The 16,526-nt window shown below is 61.6% G+C and carries 12 protein-coding genes and 2 pseudogenes; 7 read left to right on the top strand and 7 right to left on the bottom strand.

Annotated elements, in window-relative coordinates:
* Positions 1 to 9: 9 nt before the first annotated feature.
* The 3 genes from QTI66_RS29190 to QTI66_RS29180 form a co-directional block, all read right to left on the bottom strand.
* Positions 10 to 1,194 carry a CaiB/BaiF CoA transferase family protein gene (locus tag QTI66_RS29190; RefSeq protein ID WP_286563760.1) on the bottom strand — a complete coding sequence of 395 codons (1,185 nt, stop codon included), beginning with the start codon at positions 1,192 to 1,194 and terminating at the stop codon, positions 10 to 12.
* A 657-nt stretch (positions 1,195 to 1,851) separates the two neighbouring features.
* Positions 1,852 to 2,745 carry a Bug family tripartite tricarboxylate transporter substrate binding protein gene (locus QTI66_RS29185; RefSeq protein ID WP_286563831.1) on the bottom strand — a complete coding sequence of 298 codons (894 nt, stop codon included), beginning with the start codon at positions 2,743 to 2,745 and terminating at the stop codon, positions 1,852 to 1,854.
* A 770-nt stretch (positions 2,746 to 3,515) separates the two neighbouring features.
* Positions 3,516 to 4,412, bottom strand: a complete 897-nt coding sequence (locus QTI66_RS29180; RefSeq protein WP_286563758.1) for a LysR family transcriptional regulator — start codon at positions 4,410 to 4,412, stop codon at positions 3,516 to 3,518.
* A 363-nt stretch (positions 4,413 to 4,775) separates the two neighbouring features.
* On the opposite strand from QTI66_RS29180, the gene QTI66_RS29175 reads away from it, so the two are divergent.
* The 4 genes from QTI66_RS29175 to QTI66_RS29160 all read left to right on the top strand — a co-directional run bounded on the left by QTI66_RS29175 (position 4,776) and on the right by QTI66_RS29160 (position 9,423).
* Positions 4,776 to 5,756, top strand: a complete 981-nt coding sequence (locus QTI66_RS29175; RefSeq protein ID WP_286563830.1) for an aldo/keto reductase — start codon at positions 4,776 to 4,778, stop codon at positions 5,754 to 5,756.
* Positions 5,757 to 5,776: 20 nt separating this feature from the next.
* Positions 5,777 to 6,622 carry an SDR family oxidoreductase gene (locus QTI66_RS29170; RefSeq protein ID WP_286563756.1) on the top strand — a complete coding sequence of 282 codons (846 nt, stop codon included), beginning with the start codon at positions 5,777 to 5,779 and terminating at the stop codon, positions 6,620 to 6,622.
* 69 nt (positions 6,623 to 6,691) lie between these two features.
* Positions 6,692 to 7,165, top strand: coding sequence for a (2Fe-2S)-binding protein (locus QTI66_RS29165; RefSeq protein ID WP_286563755.1), 474 nt, complete (start codon positions 6,692 to 6,694; stop codon positions 7,163 to 7,165).
* An 11-nt stretch (positions 7,166 to 7,176) separates the two neighbouring features.
* Positions 7,177 to 9,423: a xanthine dehydrogenase family protein molybdopterin-binding subunit gene (locus tag QTI66_RS29160; RefSeq protein WP_286563753.1), complete on the top strand. Its 2,247-nt coding sequence runs from the start codon at positions 7,177 to 7,179 to the stop codon at positions 9,421 to 9,423.
* Positions 9,424 to 9,713: 290 nt separating this feature from the next.
* Here the strand turns inward: QTI66_RS29160 and QTI66_RS29155 are convergent, their stop codons facing one another.
* The gene (locus QTI66_RS29155) at positions 9,714 to 11,291 is read right to left on the bottom strand and encodes a tannase/feruloyl esterase family alpha/beta hydrolase (RefSeq protein ID WP_286563751.1); all 1,578 of its coding nucleotides are present in this window, start codon (positions 11,289 to 11,291) and stop codon (positions 9,714 to 9,716) included.
* A gap of 95 nt (positions 11,292 to 11,386) precedes the next feature.
* Here QTI66_RS29155 and QTI66_RS29150 point away from each other — a divergent pair, with 95 nt between their 5' ends.
* Positions 11,387 to 12,118 carry a Crp/Fnr family transcriptional regulator gene (locus QTI66_RS29150; RefSeq protein WP_286563750.1) on the top strand — a complete coding sequence of 244 codons (732 nt, stop codon included), beginning with the start codon at positions 11,387 to 11,389 and terminating at the stop codon, positions 12,116 to 12,118.
* Positions 12,119 to 12,458: 340 nt separating this feature from the next.
* Here the strand turns inward: QTI66_RS29150 and QTI66_RS29145 are convergent.
* Positions 12,459 to 12,996, bottom strand: a pseudogene (locus QTI66_RS29145) (IS5 family transposase); the annotation flags it as partial.
* Positions 12,997 to 13,019: 23 nt separating this feature from the next.
* Between QTI66_RS29145 and QTI66_RS29140 the strand changes: the two are divergent.
* Positions 13,020 to 13,222: pseudogene (locus QTI66_RS29140) on the top strand (ABC transporter ATP-binding protein); the annotation flags it as partial.
* 107 nt (positions 13,223 to 13,329) lie between these two features.
* Here QTI66_RS29140 and QTI66_RS29135 read toward each other — a convergent pair.
* Positions 13,330 to 14,961, bottom strand: coding sequence for a phospholipase D family protein (locus tag QTI66_RS29135; protein WP_286563748.1), 1,632 nt, complete (start codon positions 14,959 to 14,961; stop codon positions 13,330 to 13,332).
* A 346-nt stretch (positions 14,962 to 15,307) separates the two neighbouring features.
* Here QTI66_RS29135 and QTI66_RS29130 point away from each other — a divergent pair, with 346 nt between their 5' ends.
* Entirely contained in the window at positions 15,308 to 15,640 is a 333-nt protein-coding gene (locus QTI66_RS29130; RefSeq protein ID WP_286563746.1) for a hypothetical protein, read from the top strand.
* Between the two features lie 360 nt (positions 15,641 to 16,000).
* Here the strand turns inward: QTI66_RS29130 and QTI66_RS29125 are convergent, their stop codons facing one another.
* On the bottom strand, positions 16,001 to 16,447 hold the full coding sequence (locus QTI66_RS29125) for a helix-turn-helix domain-containing protein (protein WP_286563744.1): 447 nt from the start codon (positions 16,445 to 16,447) through the stop codon (positions 16,001 to 16,003).
* Between the last annotated feature and the right edge of the window lie 79 nt (positions 16,448 to 16,526).

Raw genomic sequence — 16,526 nt, 5'->3', positions numbered from 1 at the left:
CGATTGCACTTATGGCTGCGAGCTCTGCACCAGTCTGCGACCTCGAGGCTTGCGACCGTTTGCAGCGGGAGCTGAAACATAGTCGGCGTTATGCTGACCCAGCGTCGGGGCAGCAGAAAGCAACGCCGGCCGCTGTCCGTCTACCGTCAACGGCAGTCCAGTCAGTTTGAAATCTTCGCCCGGAATCGGCAGCATCATTCCAAGGGATTCAACCTGTGGATGCGCAAGAGCCTGCGCAACGGTGTTTACCTGTGCACAGGGCACGCCCACCTTGGTGAGCCTGTCGATCCACTCAGCCCGGGGCCGCTCGCGCAGCAGTGAAGCAATTTCAGAAAGCAAGGGCGTTTTGTTCCTCAGGCGAGAACGGTTGGTGGAATAGCGAGGATCGCCAACCCAATCCGACCGCCCAAGTTCATTAGCGAACTTCCCGAACAAGCGATCATTCCCACAACAAATCAACAATGGCGCGTCCGCAGTCTCAAACTCCTCATAGGGCACAAATCCGGGATGACCAGAACGATGGCGCTCGGGCAGGCGACCTTCGTTCACAAAAGCATCAGACTTCTGCGCTGCCCACGACATAGCCGTCTCCAGCAGTGAGGTGCTAAGCACCCCGCCCTTTCCCGATTTCTGGCGCCGCTGCAGCATCGCCAGCGCGCCGATGACGGTCCACATGCCGCTTCCCTGATCGCATATTGACGCACCCGTCCTTGTCGGTGAGTCTTCAGGGCCACCGTTGATGCTCGACAACCCGCTGAACGCCTGCAACAACGGCTCATAGCCGGGAAGCATGGTCATCGGCCCCTTGTTGCCGAATGCCGATACTTCGCAATAGATGAGTCGTGGGAATCGCTCGCACGTAGAAACAGCATCCAATCCAAACCCCTTCATGACACCCGGGCGCATGTTGTGGATGAATATATCGGCATCCCCCAGCAGCGTGTTGAACGCCTCTATCCCTTCGATGCTCTTCAGGTCAAGGGCGACTGACTTCTTCCCGCGATTGAAAATGTGAAAGCAAAGCGCGTCGCCATGAAGGAAGTTCTCGCCCATGTGGCGCGCATCGTCGCCGCCGTCGGGCCGCTCTACCTTGACGACTTCAGCGCCCAAGTCCGCAAAGATCGCCCCGGCAAAGGGAGCTGCCAGAACCTGCCCAAGCTCGACTACGCGAATCCCTTTAAGAATTTGTTCCATCCTGTTTTTGGTCCCTAGACCATTTGTCCCCACTTGCTGATTCTCCGGCAGTGCAACCAATGTGGAAAGCGAAATTGAGATTGCGGGGCACCAGGTAAGGTGCTCCAACAGCCTTGGCCCGATGCCAAGCCCGACGCGCTGGCATGGAGTAAGCGACGCTTCAGCGGTTCGTCGCCAGATCCCCCAGTCCATCGGGTGAGAAACGTATCAACGGCGAACTCGCCACCTGGCGTTGGAGCCGGATCCCTCCGGCCTTAACGGCGCCAGAATTTCCACCGTGAAAGTGGCCGTGGAAAGGACTGAAGCCCCTCTGCAGAGGCTTCAAGCTCTTGTAGCCGGCGTCGCGTTTCAACCTCCAGCGCACTCGCAATGGCGTGCGCCTCTTGGTCACGTTGCGCACGGGCCCGCCAAAATGACGCCAATCTACTGAGCTCGTTGTCGTCGAGGTGAGCAAGCTGATTAAGACGTTGGGTCTCATCCATTCGTTGCAACTAAAAAGATGTTCTGAGCTGTCGCCGCTTGATCTTGAACTTTTGAGCAACGGCGACGCATCCTGGCCTACGGAATGGACCGCATTCGAGCTAGAGCAAGCTGCGCCGACCTGGGGACGGCAATGAACAATCAAGTCGTTCATCGACAGGACAGCGAGGCGTTCACTCACTCTGCGCGGATTCCTGCCGCTTCCACAATCTTCTTGATGTTCGCGTGATCGGCCGTTACGTAGCGCTTGAAATCTTCTGGCCCCAGTGGGTCAGGGATCGCGCCACGATCCTCCACGCTTCGGCGATAGTCAGGATTGGCAAGAACAGCGGCTGTAGCTTTCCAAAGCGCATCGACCACGGGCTTCGGGGTTCCGGAGGGCAGAAAAATTCCTTGATAGTCCACAGCTTTGTAGCGCGGCAGAATTTCCACGACCGTTGGAACATTTGGATAGTCCACCCACCGTTTTGCCGTCATGACTGCAAGGATCTTCAGCTTGCCTCCTTTCAGCAGAGGTAGAGCTTGCGTCAGCGAGCTCGCGATGAGATCTACATTGCCAGCAGCGACGTCAACGAGGCCCGGGGGCCCGCCTTTATAGGGAACTCGAATGAGATCGATGCCGGCCTCAATCGCCATCGACACGATCCCCAAGTCCCCGTAGTAGGCAAAGCTGTGCTTGCCAGGGTTCCGCTTCGCCATGGCGATGAAATCGACCAGATCCTTGGCAGGGTGATTGGCGTTAGCCACCATAGCCACGCGCAAATCATTCGTCTTCGCGACAGGTTGAAGGGCTTGCAGTGGACGGAACTTTACGCCGCTGAGCAGAAATTCCTGGTTCAAAAGCAAATTGCCCAGCGTGAGCAACATGGTGCGACCATCCGGCGTTGATCCAGCGACATGCGTGGCCCCGATCGTTCCCCCAGCACCGACCCGGTTATCGACGATGACCGGCTCACCCAACTGGACAGCGAGAAAGCTAGCAAATACCCGGCCGAGCACGTCCGATGCCCCACCAGAGGGATATGGAACGACGACCGTGACTGGCCCGTGACCCGTCCGACCCTGACCCATTGAACTGCTCGCAAGCCAAGGCGAAAGGGCCAGCCCGACAGTGAATTTGCGCCTAGTTGGCATCTGCCTTCTTTCCGAACGTTCGCAGACCGCAAGCCGAAGTGCAGCTTTGCTCAAGCGAAATGACGCGATCTGCTAATTGGTTAACCATATCAAACCACGCAGCATCATTCAAGGGGGTAAATGCCGTCTTCGAAAGATCCGAAGGGTCATCAAGAAGTGGCAACCGCTAACTTTTACGCGTCACGCTCCCAGTATCGCAATGGCGACCAGACCGGCGTGTTCCCGCCTTCGATCTTGCAATCGCTTATCGCAAGCCTCAGCCAAATGGTTATCCATTGGGAGGAGGTGTCGTGAAGTCGCTTATTTTTGTCTCAGACAGAAATGGATACGGCTGCAGTTTCGTTGGCAATGGCGTATCAGCATTTGCAGTAGCCGACCAAGCCGACCGCCCGCTGAGCTTGACCTGGTCCTCCGAGGGGACGATCACTGTTGGCTAAGCAACTTTCTGACACCGCAAGCGGCTGCATCACGCCCCTGACCATCGAATGTCTCCGCTCCTGCCGCGGAGGACGAAGAGTGGCCGCAGAAGGGGTTCGTCGCAAGCGATGGCACCCAAGAAGCACAGCAAGCGCAGGATTCGTCAGCCGCGCAGCGCAGCTGAACTCAAGTGGCACCCAGATCAATCTCCATCACGGTGCTTGACGAGCGCGGCGCAATGGTCTTGCTCGAAAAGCGCGCGTAATTACAGGCAACTCGGCCGACGCACGTCAAGCAGCATGCCGATTCACGTACTCGATCAACGCCTTCAGCTTCGTTGGCTGGTCATGCCTGCTTGGATAGTACAGATAGAAACCGGGGAAAGTTGGCGAATACTCCTTTAGAACCCGCTTCAATCGTTTAGCACGGATGAGAGGTTCCGCCAATTGCTCGAACGTGTATGCCAACCCGACACCTTCGAGCGCTGCCTCCAGACCAAACAGCGTGTCGGTGATGGTCAGGCTGCCTTGAACTTCATATTCAACCGGGCGACCGTCGACTTCAAACTCCCATTTGTAGATCGTGCCTGTGCCAGGACCGCGAAAGCGCACGCAGTTGTGACGTACCAAGTCGTTTGGATGGCGTGGGGCAGGAACCCGCTTGAGGTATTCCGGCGAACCAACAACGGCCATGGTTACAGGCCCGCCCAGCGCAACCGCCACCATGTCCTGCTGAACGCTTTCGCCCATGCGGACGCCCGCGTCGAATCCCCGCTCCACGATGTCAACAAACCCTTCATCGTTGGTTAATTCAATCTGGACATGCGGGTACTCCTGGAAGAAACCGGCGAGCATCCGCTGTAACACCATCGCAATGGACACACGGGCTGCATTGAGGCGCAAAACACCGGCCGGTCGCCCCTGCATCACGTTGAGTTCTTCGCCCGCCCCAACCACCTGACTTAAAGCTGGGCCGACCCTTGCGAGGTACGCCTCCCCTGCTTCGGTCAGACTGACGCTTCGCGTCGTTCTGTTCAACAGACGAGCTCCCAGTCGCGCTTCAAGATGCCGAATGGCTTGGCTGAGTGCCGAGGGGGAAACTTCCAATTCCGCAGCGGCAGAACTGAAGCCCTTGTGCTCGGCCACCTTCCAAAACGCGATCAATCCGTCGAGTTGCTTCAGTTTCATATTGAAGATTATCTTCAAACGGCATGCCGCATTAGGTGCTTTTTCTTTCGCGCACGGACGCGCAGAATTCCTGCATCGTAAGGAGTTCCGTGCCCGGTTTGTTGGACAGCTTTCCAATGAATGGAGTGAACTGGACCTCGCGCCCTCCCCTTAGTCCATAGGTCATTCCTTCGTAGGAGAAGAAACATGAAACACGTCACCGATTCCTCAAACCTCACCAACCTCAGCCGACGTACGTATCTGCGCATGGGCTCACTCGCGGGCGCGGCGCTGGCCGTTGGTCCGCTCGCTTGGCATGCATCGGCTGCTCAACCCGAGAAAGCTGGCGCGCAAGCTAACCAGAACCACAAAGGAAACAACAAAATGCAAACCCGAAAGCTTGGAAAGCTGGTCGTATCCGAAATGGGGGCCGGATGCATGAGCATCAGCGCCAACTACGGGCCGCCTGCAGACGTCCAACAGGGCATCGACATCATTCGCAGCGCTCACGATCAAGGCGTGACATTCTTCGATACCGCTGAGGTGTATGGCCCCTACACGAACGAAGAGCTTGTTGGCAAGGCACTCCGCCCCATCCGCAACCAGGTGGCCATTGCGACCAAATTTGGCTTCGAGCTCGAAGCCAAAGAGGGCGGCCTCAACAGTCGCCCTGAACACATCAGGAAGGTCGTCGAGGGATCACTCAAGCGTCTTCAAACCGACCGCATCGACCTGTACTACCAGCACCGTGTCGACCCGAGCGTGCCCATCGAGGACGTGGCGGGCGCCATCAAGGATCTGATCAGGCAGGGCAAGGTCCTGCACTTCGGGCTCTCCGAAGCGAGTGCCCAGACGATTCGCCGCGCACACGCCATCCAGCCGGTATCGGCCATTCAAAGCGAATACTCGTTTATGGAGCGAAGCCCTGAGCGCAACGGCGTTCTCGCCGCTTGCGAAGAACTCGGCATCGGCTTCGTCCCATGGGGCCCCGTGGGCATGGGCTACCTAACCGGGAAGATCACCGCGCAGACCCGGCTCGATCCAAAGACCGACTTTCGGTCGGACTTCGACCGTTTCAAGCCCGACGCGATAGCCGCCAACAAGCCGATCGTCGATTTTCTGCAGCAGTTTGCAGCAACGAGAAACGCGACACCCGCCCAGATCGCGCTGGCATGGTTGCTGGCCAAGAAGCCATTCATCGTTCCGATCCCCGGCACGCGCAACCCAATCCACCTGAAAGAGAACTTGGGCGCAGTCAATGTCCGGCTCTCGGCGACGGATGTAGCACAGCTCGACACGGCCTTTGCAAAGTTCAAGGTACATGGCGGCCGCATGAACGAGATGCAGATGAAGGTAGTGGAGTAAGCATGAGACCGGAGACCCCTATGGATGAAAAGAAGATCTGGTTCATCACCGGCGCAGGCCGCGGGCTCGGCGTCGATCTCGCGAAGGCTGCCTTGGCAGCAGGCCACGCCGTCGTCGCCACGGGCCGCGACCCCGCAAAGATTGCCACCGCGATTGGCAATCACGCCGACCTGTTGAGCGTCAAGCTCGACGTCACGCGGACCGAAGATTCCCAAAGCGCAGTCGATGCCGCCCTCGCGAGGTTCGGACGCATCGACGTCCTCGTCAACAACGCCGGGAACTTCCACGCCGGCTTCTTTGAGGAGCTCAGTACCGGGCAGGTCCGCAATCAGATAGAAACGTTGCTGTTCGGCCCGATGAACGTCACTCGCGCCGCGCTGCCGACGATGCGCGGGCAGCGCTCCGGGCTGGTGGTCAACATTTCATCGACCGCCGGCATTGCAGGCGGAATGTTCTGCACGGCATATGCCGCGGCCAAGTTCGGTATTGAAGGGTGGACCGAGTCGCTCGCGCCCGAAGTGGCGCCGTTCGGGATCCGCACGATGCTGGTGGAACCCGGCTTCTTTCGCACCGAATTGCTCACCGCCGAATCAACCACCTTCGCCGAACCCTGCATCGACGACTACGCGGAACGCAGCAGGGCGACCATCGACGCGTGGAGCGGCATGAGCGGCAAGCAAGGCGGAGACCCCGTCAAGCTGGCCGAAGCCATCGTGCGCCTTGCCGGACTCGAAGAGCCACCCACCCGATTCGCCGGCGGTGCCGATGCGGCGCAGACCTTTGAGGCCAAGGCCCAAGCGTTGCTGGCCCAGGCGGCTCTTCACCGCGACCTGTCCGTCGCCCTTGCCCACGACGACACCACATAGCACGATTATGCGGAGCAACGTACGGCGGCCGGCCCGCCCTCAACTCAACCCACCTTCGGAGATCAGTACATGAGCGCACTCAACGTCAACGGCCGTGAGCACAAGCTGGACGCCGACCCCGCAACGCCCATCCTCTGGGCCCTTCGCGACACGCTGGGCATGACAGGCACAAAGTTCGGTTGCGGCGCCGCGTTGTGCGGCGCCTGCACTGTGCATCTGGACGGCCAAGCCATCCGCTCCTGCATCACGCCAATCGCGGCGGCCGAGGGCAAGAAGATCACCACGATCGAAGCGACCACGGACGGCAGCGACCGCGTCGGTTCCGCCGTGCATGCCGCGTGGGTCAAGCACGATGTCGCGCAGTGCGGCTACTGCCAGAGCGGCCAGATCATGAGCGCCACCGCCTTCCTCAAGTCGGTGCCGCGCGGCAAGCAACCCACCGCCGCCGAGATCGACTCGGCTATGACCGGCAACATTTGCCGCTGCGGTACCTACGCGCGCATTCGCGCCGCCGTCGCGGATGCCGCTCAAACACTTGCCTGAAGGACTTCGCCATGTTGACCCACCTCGACGCCCGTGACTTGCCGCGAATCTTTCAACGCTTGACCGCCGCCGGCCAGGCCGTCCGACCCGCTACGCTGCCGCGCCGCAGCTTCCTCAAATTGGCTGGAGGCGGCGGGCTCGCACTCGGCGCCTTTCCGCACCTCGCCATGTCGCAGGCCAACGATGGGGCGCAGACGGCGGGTACCCTGAAGCCATCCCAGCAACCCTCCGCCTTCGTCCAGATCGCGACAAACGGCGAGGTCACCGTGACCATCAACCGCCTGGAGTTCGGGCAGGGCGTGCAGACCGGCCTGCCCATGATCCTGGCGGAGGAACTGGACGCCGACTGGAGCCTCGTGCGCAGCCGCAATGGCTCGAACGATGCCGCCTACCTTGACCCGCTCTTCGGCATCCACCTTACTGGCGGTTCGCACTCGATCAAGAACAGCTTCACGCAGTACCGCGAACTGGGCGCCCGCGCACGGGCCATGCTGATGTCGGCCGCAGCGGCGCGGTGGAAGGTCGACGTGAGCACCGTGCGAACTCAGGCCGGCACCGTGCTTGGCCCAGGCGGTCGCAAGCTGGGGTACGGCGAGCTGGCAGAGGCCGCCATGGCCATGCCGGTACCTGACAAGGTCCAACTGAAGGATCCCAAGGACTTCCGCATCATCGGCCGCCCGACGACGCGCCTCGACGCGCGCGCCAAAAGCAGCGGGGGTCAGGACTTCGGCATCGACATCCGACTGCCTGACCAGTTGACGGCCGTGGTTGCCCATCCACCGGTGTTCGGCGCGCGCCTGGCGTCGGTGGACGACAGCGCTGCGCGCGCCATCAAGGGCGTGAAGGCCGTCCTGCGCATACCGGCAGATCGCGGAGGCGAAGGTGTGGCGGTGGTGGCAGACGGCTACTGGCGGGCCAAGCTGGGCCGTGACGCGCTCAAGCTGCAATGGGACACCGCCGCCGTCGAAAAGGTGGACAGCGAACGCCAGCTGGTCCAATACCGTGACCTCGCTCGCCAACCCGGCCCACGCCAGTTCGATGCGGACATGGCGCCGCTGGCAACCGCACCGCGGCAACTCGAGGCGGAGTTCGTGTTTCCTTATCTTGCTCACGCGCCTATGGAGCCGCTGAACTGCACTGTGAGGTTGTCGGCAGGGCGCGCCGAACTATGGGTGGGTTCGCAGAGTGCCGGGCTCGACGCAGCTGCGGCGGCACGAGCGCTGGATCTGAAGCCCGAGCAGGTGATAGTGCATGTGCAGACGGCAGGCGGCGGTTTTGGGCGGCGCTTTGTCAGCACGAACGACTATGTGGTCGAAGCCTGCGAGATTGCCAAGGCCGCGCGCAGTGCCGGACTGAACGTTCCGGTGCGACTCGTGTGGAGCCGCGAGGACGACATCAAAGGCGGCTACTACCGCCCCATGCACCTGCACCACGCACGCATCGGCTTCGACGACCAGGGCAAGGTGCTGGCATGGGACCATGTCATCGTCGGCCAGTCCATTCTCATGGGCTCGGTGTTCGAGCAGTTTCAGGTCAAGAACGGCATCGACGCAACGGCCACGGAGGGCATGCGCGAGCCCTATGCATTGCCGATGCGCCTGACTGTGCATCATCCCAAGGTCAATGTGCCGGTCCTCTGGTGGCGTAGCGTTGGCTCGACCCACACCGCCTTCGTGATGGAGACATTGCTCGACGACATCGCTCGCGCCACGAAGCAGGATCCCGTCGCCTACAGGATGCATCTTTTCGGAGACAAGCAACCGCGCCATCGTGCGGCGCTGCAGTTGGCTGTCGACAAGAGCGGGTATGGCAAGACGCAACTGGCCGCCGGGCGTGCCTGGGGTGTGGCGGTGCATGAATCCTTCGACTCGGTGGTGGCCTACGTCGTGGAGGCCTCGGTGCGGGACGGCCTGCCGGTGCTGCACCGCGTAACCTCGGGCGTGCACTGCAACTTGGCCGTAAACCCGCGCAGCGTCGAGGCACAGGTGCAAGGCGCGGCGGTTATGGGCCTGTCGATGTGCCTTCCGGGGTCCGCGATCACGCTCAAGGACGGAGTGGTCACCCAGAGCAACTTCGGAGACTTCACCGTTGCTCGCATGACCGACGTGCCGGAGTTCGAGGTCCACATCGTTCCCAGTGCAGAAGCGCCCACCGGCATGGGCGAGCCAGGCCTGCCGCCACTGGCACCTGCGTTCGCCAATGCCATTGCGCAGCTGACCGGCAAGCCTATCCGGCAGTTGCCTTTCAACCTGGCGTGATTCATCACTTTTAGAGGTCCACACCTTGGATCTTCTGAGAGGCACGTTCGCCTCGCGATCGGCCTACCACTGGGATGGGACAATTGCGGGAGCGTCTGACAAGCGTTCTCGGCCGCGCAGCGATCGAGCGGACCGCAATCAAAGGAATCGCAATGGGGCTTCAACCTCCACGATTTGTGCGGAGGTGGCCGCTCGGCGCGATTTCATTGACGCCGGCGCCTGATGATGATCGTTTTCGAACTCCGAGAGCAGAAGCAGCGCTGGCAACCCGATCGAGGCGCAATGCAGTCTCACGAAGCCTGGCAGGTATAGCTGTCGGACGACGTGACATCGCCGCTTCCCTTGTACTTCGGGAAGCTCGGGTACTTGCACAGCGGCCGCGACAGTTGGGTAGCACCAGTAGTCGGATTCACCTGTTTGGCCACAATGTTCTGCGCCGACGGCTTGGCGCCACCCTCGCGCCACTTCGAGACTGCGTCGACAAGGTCAACCGTGTCCGGCCCGACGCCACCCCCGCAATGCTGAACCCCGGGTTGGAGGAAGAACTCCATCGACGCATCGCGGGTGGCCGTGCCGCCGACCGCGGTGGCGACGTTGTTAAAGTACTTGATCGAGCCCTTGTAGCTGATGGCCCAGTCGTGCGTGCCATGCACCATGACCATCTTGCCGCCCTGGCCAAAGAAGGATCGCAGGTCGGGCGTGGCATCGAGCGTGGTCGCCGACAACTGCAGTGCCGGTGTGTAAAGCTCGGGCACGAAAGTGAGCACGTCGAAGTCGGGATCGCCGGTCACCCAGTACTTGATGAGTCCACTGCCAAACTGAAACTGCAACCCGGTGCCGCCGACGGCCGTGCCCGTGACCCAGACCGGCCAGCCGAGACCCTCACCACCTGGGCCCCAGCCGGGGTAGATCGAGGTGCCGTCCGCGGCCTTGAGTTCGGAATAGATGGTGTTCGCCGTCGCGATCTGCGGGTCGGTCAGGCAGGTGTCGTTGTCGCCGGCAGTGCAGCGCAGCACAGACGGATCGAATGTACAAGCCTCCTGGTTGCTGACAATGCCGTCGGTTACGCCGTCCAATGCATCGCACTTCGCGGCAACCGCATTGCCGATCAGGGTCGCCTTTGCGTCGCTGATCTGCCCGCCCGGCGCAGCCAGAGCCTTGCCGTTCGCAACGAAGGCCTGGAACAGTTCGGTGAAGGTGTAGGCCGGCGCGCGCACGACGATGCCGTCGTAATCGTTCGGGAAACGCGTCGCTTGGATCAGCGCCTCGCGCCCGCCGTTGGAGCAGCCTTCGAAGTAGCTGTGTGTCGGATCCGACTTGTAGCGCTGATTCACAATGAGCTTCGCCACTTCAAGAGAACTATGAATCGACAGGTAGCCGAAGTCGTATTGGCCCGTTTCGTTGTTCAGGAACGAGGAGGCATCGAGGCCGCTGCCTTGGCGCCCGCCGTCGGATGCGACCAGCACGTAGCCGGCCGTTGAGCCGCTGGGCGAATAGGGCGTGATCGTGATGGAGCCGTCCCAGCCGCCGCCGCCCGCGTAGAGCAACTTGTTGTTCCAGTTGCTGGGCAGGTGCACCTCGAAGTTAAGCGTGCTATGGATGGTGCCAACGACCTTGCAGTACTCCCCGACACCGGCGGCCGCGTCAACCAGGGTCGCGGTGCCCAGCGTAGCGCCGCCGACGGAAGAACCGGAGAAGGCATCGCACTGTGCCTTGGCCGAGGCGGCCGGTGGCGTCACTGGGGGCGGATTGTTGGGAGGCGGGTTGTCGTGATGGCTGCCGCCGCACCCGGCCAGCAGGCCGGCGGCGCAGAGTGCGGCATAGACGGTGAACGCGGGCAGGCCCGTGCCCGACAGGGGGTTTGTCATGCTTGTCTCCTGTTGCTGTCTTCATAGACTCAGGCTCCCGGTGGGGCCTGCGTGTTGCATCCTAGGCCGGGAAAATCAGGAAGAATGTCTTTCAGATGACAAACGCCTCTTTGACGATCTCGATGCTGCGCACGGCGCTGTGGGCGCGCGGATTGACCGCCGAGCAACTGCGCCGCGTCGAGCAGGAGACGCAGGAACGGGTGTATCGCGCGGGCGCGGTGCTATGCCACAAGAATGCGCCGGCCACGCACTGGATCGGCGTTGTCGAAGGCATGGTCAAGGTCGACAACGTGGCCGCGGACGGACGCAGTACGACCTTCATCGGAGTGTCCGATGGCGGCTGGCTCGGCGAGGGCTCATTGCTAAAGGGAGAACTGCGGCCCTACGAAGTGGTGGCGCTGCGCGACAGCCGCATCGCCCTGATGCCGGCGCCGACCTTTCATCATCTGGTTGACGCCAGTCTGCCCTTCAACCGCTTCCTGATCGACCAGCTGAACGCCCGGCTCGGCCAGTTCGTTGCGCTGGTAGAGAGCTATCGCATGCACGACGTGTCTTCGAGGGTGGCTTGCTGCTTGGCCGAGCTCTTCAACCCACAACTCAACCCATTGACCGATCATGTGCTGCAGATCTCGCAGGAAGAGATCGGACGGCTCGCCGGCATGTCGCGCCAAATTGCGCACCGCGCATTGCACGAACTTGAACACGCGGGGCTGGTGCAGGTGCGCTATGGCAGCGTCGACGTGTGCGATGTCGAAGGTCTGCGGCGCTATGCCCACCAGCGGGGCGAGAGCCGCGCACCAATGAAGCAGACAGTGCGAAAGCGATGAGGAGCCGATCGCCGTCCAGTCCACTCTGTTTCACACGGGAGTGTTCGGGCAGCAACTGCAACGCTGCAACCGCGATGCCGTCGCAAGAGCAGTCGACGGCGATGCGTGCTTGGTGAAGTGCCTCGATAGCATTGACGTCATCGTTCCGGAACTTCCGGCAGGGTGGCGCAATCTGCAAACAAGTTGGCAGCAAGCGCAGCAAGCGCCCGCCTATCCTCAAACAGGACACGTCAGCAGCACCCCTTGCAAATTGAGGGGCCCGACACTACGCCGCGTGAAATTTATGTGGCGCTAATCAAGCGGTCTTCCGAGGCAAGCCGCCGCCGGACGCCACATATGAACCGACACTACATCTCATCCCGAAGTACCACTGGTTGCTCTTCTTCGACTGCTTCATCTCGGAGTCGCGCTCCCCGCTGGCGTTCTTGGTGGAACTGGGCGCCGCGATCAGCGTGGCGTCAACGATCGTGCCGGTGCTGAGCTTGAAGCCCTGCGCCTGCAGATGTGCGCCGACCTCCTCGCAGATCTGAACGCCCAAATCGTGGCGCTCCAGCAAGTGGAGAAACTTCAGCACCGTGGTCTCGTCGGGCTCACGCTCATGGCCCAGGTCGATGCCTACGAACTCGCGGATGGAGTTGGACTCATACGGCGCCTCGTCCACGGCCGGGATCGCTCAGGTTGAACCAATGCTGCAAGAAGTGGATGCGCAGCATGCGCTTCAGCCCCACCGGGTGACGTCCGTGCCCGATCTTGGGGTAATGCGGCTCGATCAACGCACATAGCCGCGCCCAAGGCACCACGCGATCCATCTCGGCCAAAAAGACCTCGCGCTTGTTGGTCTTTCCATAGCGCTCGAAGCCGCCTCGGGCCAAACTCATTTGCTTCGTCCGTCGCCTGGCAGCTGCTTGACGAGATCCCCGAAGGGCTGGCTCCCGTGATTGTGCAGGCGCTGGCCCGGATGATCACGATGCTTCGCGGCATGGGCTATACGATCGTGATCGTCGAGCCAAACTTCCCGGTTTGCAGCACCGCTTGCCGATCGCTTCTACGTCTTGGAGCCACGGACACATCGTGGAGAAGTTTGGTGCCGCAGTCGTGGAGGCTTGCGCGAACCGACAAAGTAGCTGGCGCGCGCAGCGCCTTGCCCACCTGGCCCAACTCAGCCGAACCGGCCTGCGATGCGCCCGGTTCGCTGCGCTCACGGCGGGTGACTACAGCCAATCGCTCGGGATCAACAGCCCGAGCATCCTCGAACTCAGCCAGCGCCAGAAGCCGACTTCGGGCTCGTCGTGCAGCACTGTCTCGTGCCCCTGCCGCCGGTTCACCCAGCGCAAGCGCTGGTCGGGACCGATTTCGACACGGTATGCGCTGGACTCGAAGTCCACGAGCGCCAGGATCTCCAGAGCCAATGCCTCACTGCGGATCATCACTCCCACTTCGGTGTTGTACCGCTCTGAGCGCCCGTCCAGGTTCATCGATCCGAGGAACACGGTCTTGCGATCGAAGACGACCAACTTCTTGTGCAGCGCCGCCGAGGTGTTGCCGAATCGCCCCAAGCGCTGCTCGAGCCTCGCCAGCGTCGGACTCAGTTCGTAGACCTCCGCGCCGATCTCGATCAATTCGCGGCGGTACTCGAGGTAGCCGGCGTGCACGACCGGTTCGTCGGTGGAAGCCAGCGAATTGGTCAGGATGCGCAGCTGAACGCCGTCGCGCCGGTTCTGACGCAGCGATTCGATGCCGATCCTGCCGGGCACGAAGTACGGCGAGACGACGAACACTTCGAAGTTCGAGCCCAAGCCTTCGACAGCAATGCTGGCGCGCACGGTACCTGTGCGATCACCGACACGAGTGCCCTCGAGCTTGTCCACCGGGTCGGCGACGACCTGCGCCTGTGCTCCCGTTAGACGCAGCGTACCGCTGCGCAGTTCATCCGGCGTTGACGCGTAGCCACGCAGGCGTTGCGGCACGCCGTGGTCGGGCGCAGGCATGCCAACGCCCGACACGGCCGCGTCGAACGCGGTGCGGCGGCTCGATAGGTCTGCGGCGGGAGCAACGATCCTGTCGATCGGCCAGGCGAACCCGCTGTTCCAGTAGCTGTCGAAGGACGCCGACATCTGTTCGACCACCGCGCCGGCGGCCAGTGCGTCGAGGTCGATGAAGTTCTCGCCTTCTTCTGTTCGCATGTAGTACGCATTGCCGATGTTGCGCCCGCCGATGAGGGCCAGCACGTTGTCGGCGATGAACAGCTTGTTGTGCATGCGATGGTTCACGCGGCTCAACTCGTCCAGCGATGAGAGCAGCTTGGCCTCGCGCGATCCGCGCAGCCTGACGAAGGGGTTGATCAGCCGCACCTCGATGCCGTCGAACGCCGCCAAGTTGGACAGCAGCGGTTCGGCCGAATCGGACTGCAGATCGTCGATCAACACGCGCACACGCACGCCACGTGCTGCCGCGTCGCGAAGCGACTTCAGCAGCATCGCTCCCGACGCGTCGCCATGCAGGACGAAGGTCTGGAAGTCGAGCGAACATTCGGCCTGCGTCGCGAGCTCGATCAAGGTCCTGTACGCGGCCGATGCGACAGGGAGCAGCGTGAAGGCGGAATCGTGCTCCTCTCGGTCCAGTGCCTTGTGCGCGGTGATGGACAGTCGGGTCTGCAAGGACGGCGCAAGGGCCATTGACACGGGACCGTTGACCGAACCGCCCTGCGGCAGGCTGGCGCAGCCGCTCAGCGCCAAGGACAGCCCGAGGCAGGCCGTCACCAAACAACGCGCAGTGGGCGGGCGCAGCTGCACGCCAACCCACGACGCCATGCAATGCAGCAGGCGAAGATCGGCTACGGTCACGGAGTCGGCGCGGCGATGCCGGATCGCCTCGACATGTCCGCCAGCCCTTGCATTCACGTTGGGCACCCCCAGGCATTGGAAACGGGTGATGCCCCGGTCAACTCGGTAGCGCGTGCGCCTGCGATGCGCCATCTCGACGATGATGCGCTCGCCAAGCGGGCGGCGCTATCAAGTTCGGCGAAGACCACGTCGGGCCGGCTAGGACGTCCTGAGGCGGTGGGTCGGGCGCCCGCGCCGACGCATCACCAATAGTGATGATAAGCATCACTAACAAAAACTACTCAAATATCAGTAAAAACCCCAGTATGGGTCTTCGGCTAAAGCCGCCCGTCTAACGGAGAGATCCATGACCACCTTTATTCATGTCGACCAAACACTGACCCACGCCGGCGTCGAGCGCGTTGAAGCGGCGATCAATCAACTTTCTTCAGCAGGCAAGCATTTCAAGGGTGCGCGTGGTCTGGCTGCTTTACTGCTGGGCGCCGCCGTGTCGGCGCTGGTCGTCGCGGCATTCCGTCTCGTCGTCAACTTGGCTGATGGGGGGCTGCTGCTAGGCTGGGTTGTGCTCTGGAGCCTGACGTTCGTCGCCTTGGCGTTGTTGGCCGATACCGCACATTCGCTGTCGCTGGGTGTCAAAGCAGCTTGGCGAAGGGCCACCGAGCGCCGCGAGTTGACCTAGAGGCGTCGGCGCTGGCGCCGGAACACGGCCGAAACCGGTCGTCGACCAAAACCCCTCCGAATTCGCATATCCAACCCTTTGCGAAGCCAGCGCACAAGGCTGCACCGTTGACTTCAGCGATGAACCTTTGGCTTGTCTATCTTTCGAGGAACTTATGCCTTACCCAGACAAAAGCAGCTTTGAGGTCGCTGGAAGTGCTGCCAGGGGCAGCACTTCCATCGTTGCTCAAAGGAGCGGTCCAACCGGCGTCGGCCATTCGAGGGCCGCGGAACCATCAATGCCGCGTCAGCGGCTTAGTTCAAGGGCTCGTTATCGCCCGTTTCACCAAGTGCCCGCCGACCCGGAGCACACGCGCCAAGCTCAATCCGACGCGGGGGAACCAAGGCGTTCAAGCAACGCCGTACGGTTCAGCTCTTTGACGACGGCCAACTGTTGAATCTGTTCAGCGTTGGGCCGGGACTTCCCCTGCTCCCAGTTATAGATGGTTTGACCGCTGAGGCCGACCAACTTGCCATACACCGCCGCGGACAAGCCCACCTTGCTGCGGTGTGTGGCGAGGCGGCTCGCGCTGAACCGGCGTGCGATCACTTTGGCTTGGGAACTCTGAGCTGTATCAGGCTGCGCAACTCGTTTGGATTTGGCAGTCCGCCGCAATTCCTTGCGCAGCGCCTCGACCTCGCGGCGCAGTGCGGCGATCAATGCGCGATGCTGGGCGCTGGCTTTCTTGATCGCAACGATCTCAGAACGCACTTCCTTCCGAGCGACGCGGACAATCTCGGCTTTGAGAATGGATGCAATGTTGGGCATGGGTTGATTGTGAAGGACAGGGTGATATGAGCGGACAGTAGCCGACTGTTGAATTCATTGATCCTCGCGGAAGTGTCGG

This window comes from Variovorax brevis (genome assembly GCF_030317105.1).
GTDB lineage: Bacteria > Pseudomonadota > Gammaproteobacteria > Burkholderiales > Burkholderiaceae_C > Variovorax > Variovorax brevis.
The sequence above is the reverse complement of the archived record's forward strand: the minus strand, read 5'-3'. Positions and strand labels throughout refer to the sequence as shown.

What these genes read in the sequence shown, in the direction of transcription:
- QTI66_RS29160 (WP_286563753.1), top strand. Translation starts at nt 7,177, where the DNA reads ATGTTGACCCACCTCGACGCCCGTGACTTGCCGCGAATCTTTCAACGC.
- QTI66_RS29155 (WP_286563751.1), bottom strand. Translation starts at nt 11,291, where the DNA reads ATGACAAACCCCCTGTCGGGCACGGGCCTGCCCGCGTTCACCGTCTAT.
- QTI66_RS29125 (WP_286563744.1), bottom strand. Translation starts at nt 16,447, where the DNA reads ATGCCCAACATTGCATCCATTCTCAAAGCCGAGATTGTCCGCGTCGCT.
- QTI66_RS29175 (WP_286563830.1), top strand. Translation starts at nt 4,776, where the DNA reads ATGCAAACCCGAAAGCTTGGAAAGCTGGTCGTATCCGAAATGGGGGCC.
- QTI66_RS29150 (WP_286563750.1), top strand. Translation starts at nt 11,387, where the DNA reads ATGACAAACGCCTCTTTGACGATCTCGATGCTGCGCACGGCGCTGTGG.
- QTI66_RS29180 (WP_286563758.1), bottom strand. Translation starts at nt 4,412, where the DNA reads ATGAAACTGAAGCAACTCGACGGATTGATCGCGTTTTGGAAGGTGGCC.
- QTI66_RS29130 (WP_286563746.1), top strand. Translation starts at nt 15,308, where the DNA reads ATGACCACCTTTATTCATGTCGACCAAACACTGACCCACGCCGGCGTC.
- QTI66_RS29165 (WP_286563755.1), top strand. Translation starts at nt 6,692, where the DNA reads ATGAGCGCACTCAACGTCAACGGCCGTGAGCACAAGCTGGACGCCGAC.
- QTI66_RS29170 (WP_286563756.1), top strand. Translation starts at nt 5,777, where the DNA reads ATGGATGAAAAGAAGATCTGGTTCATCACCGGCGCAGGCCGCGGGCTC.
- QTI66_RS29185 (WP_286563831.1), bottom strand. Translation starts at nt 2,745, where the DNA reads ATGGGTCAGGGTCGGACGGGTCACGGGCCAGTCACGGTCGTCGTTCCA.
- QTI66_RS29190 (WP_286563760.1), bottom strand. Translation starts at nt 1,194, where the DNA reads ATGGAACAAATTCTTAAAGGGATTCGCGTAGTCGAGCTTGGGCAGGTT.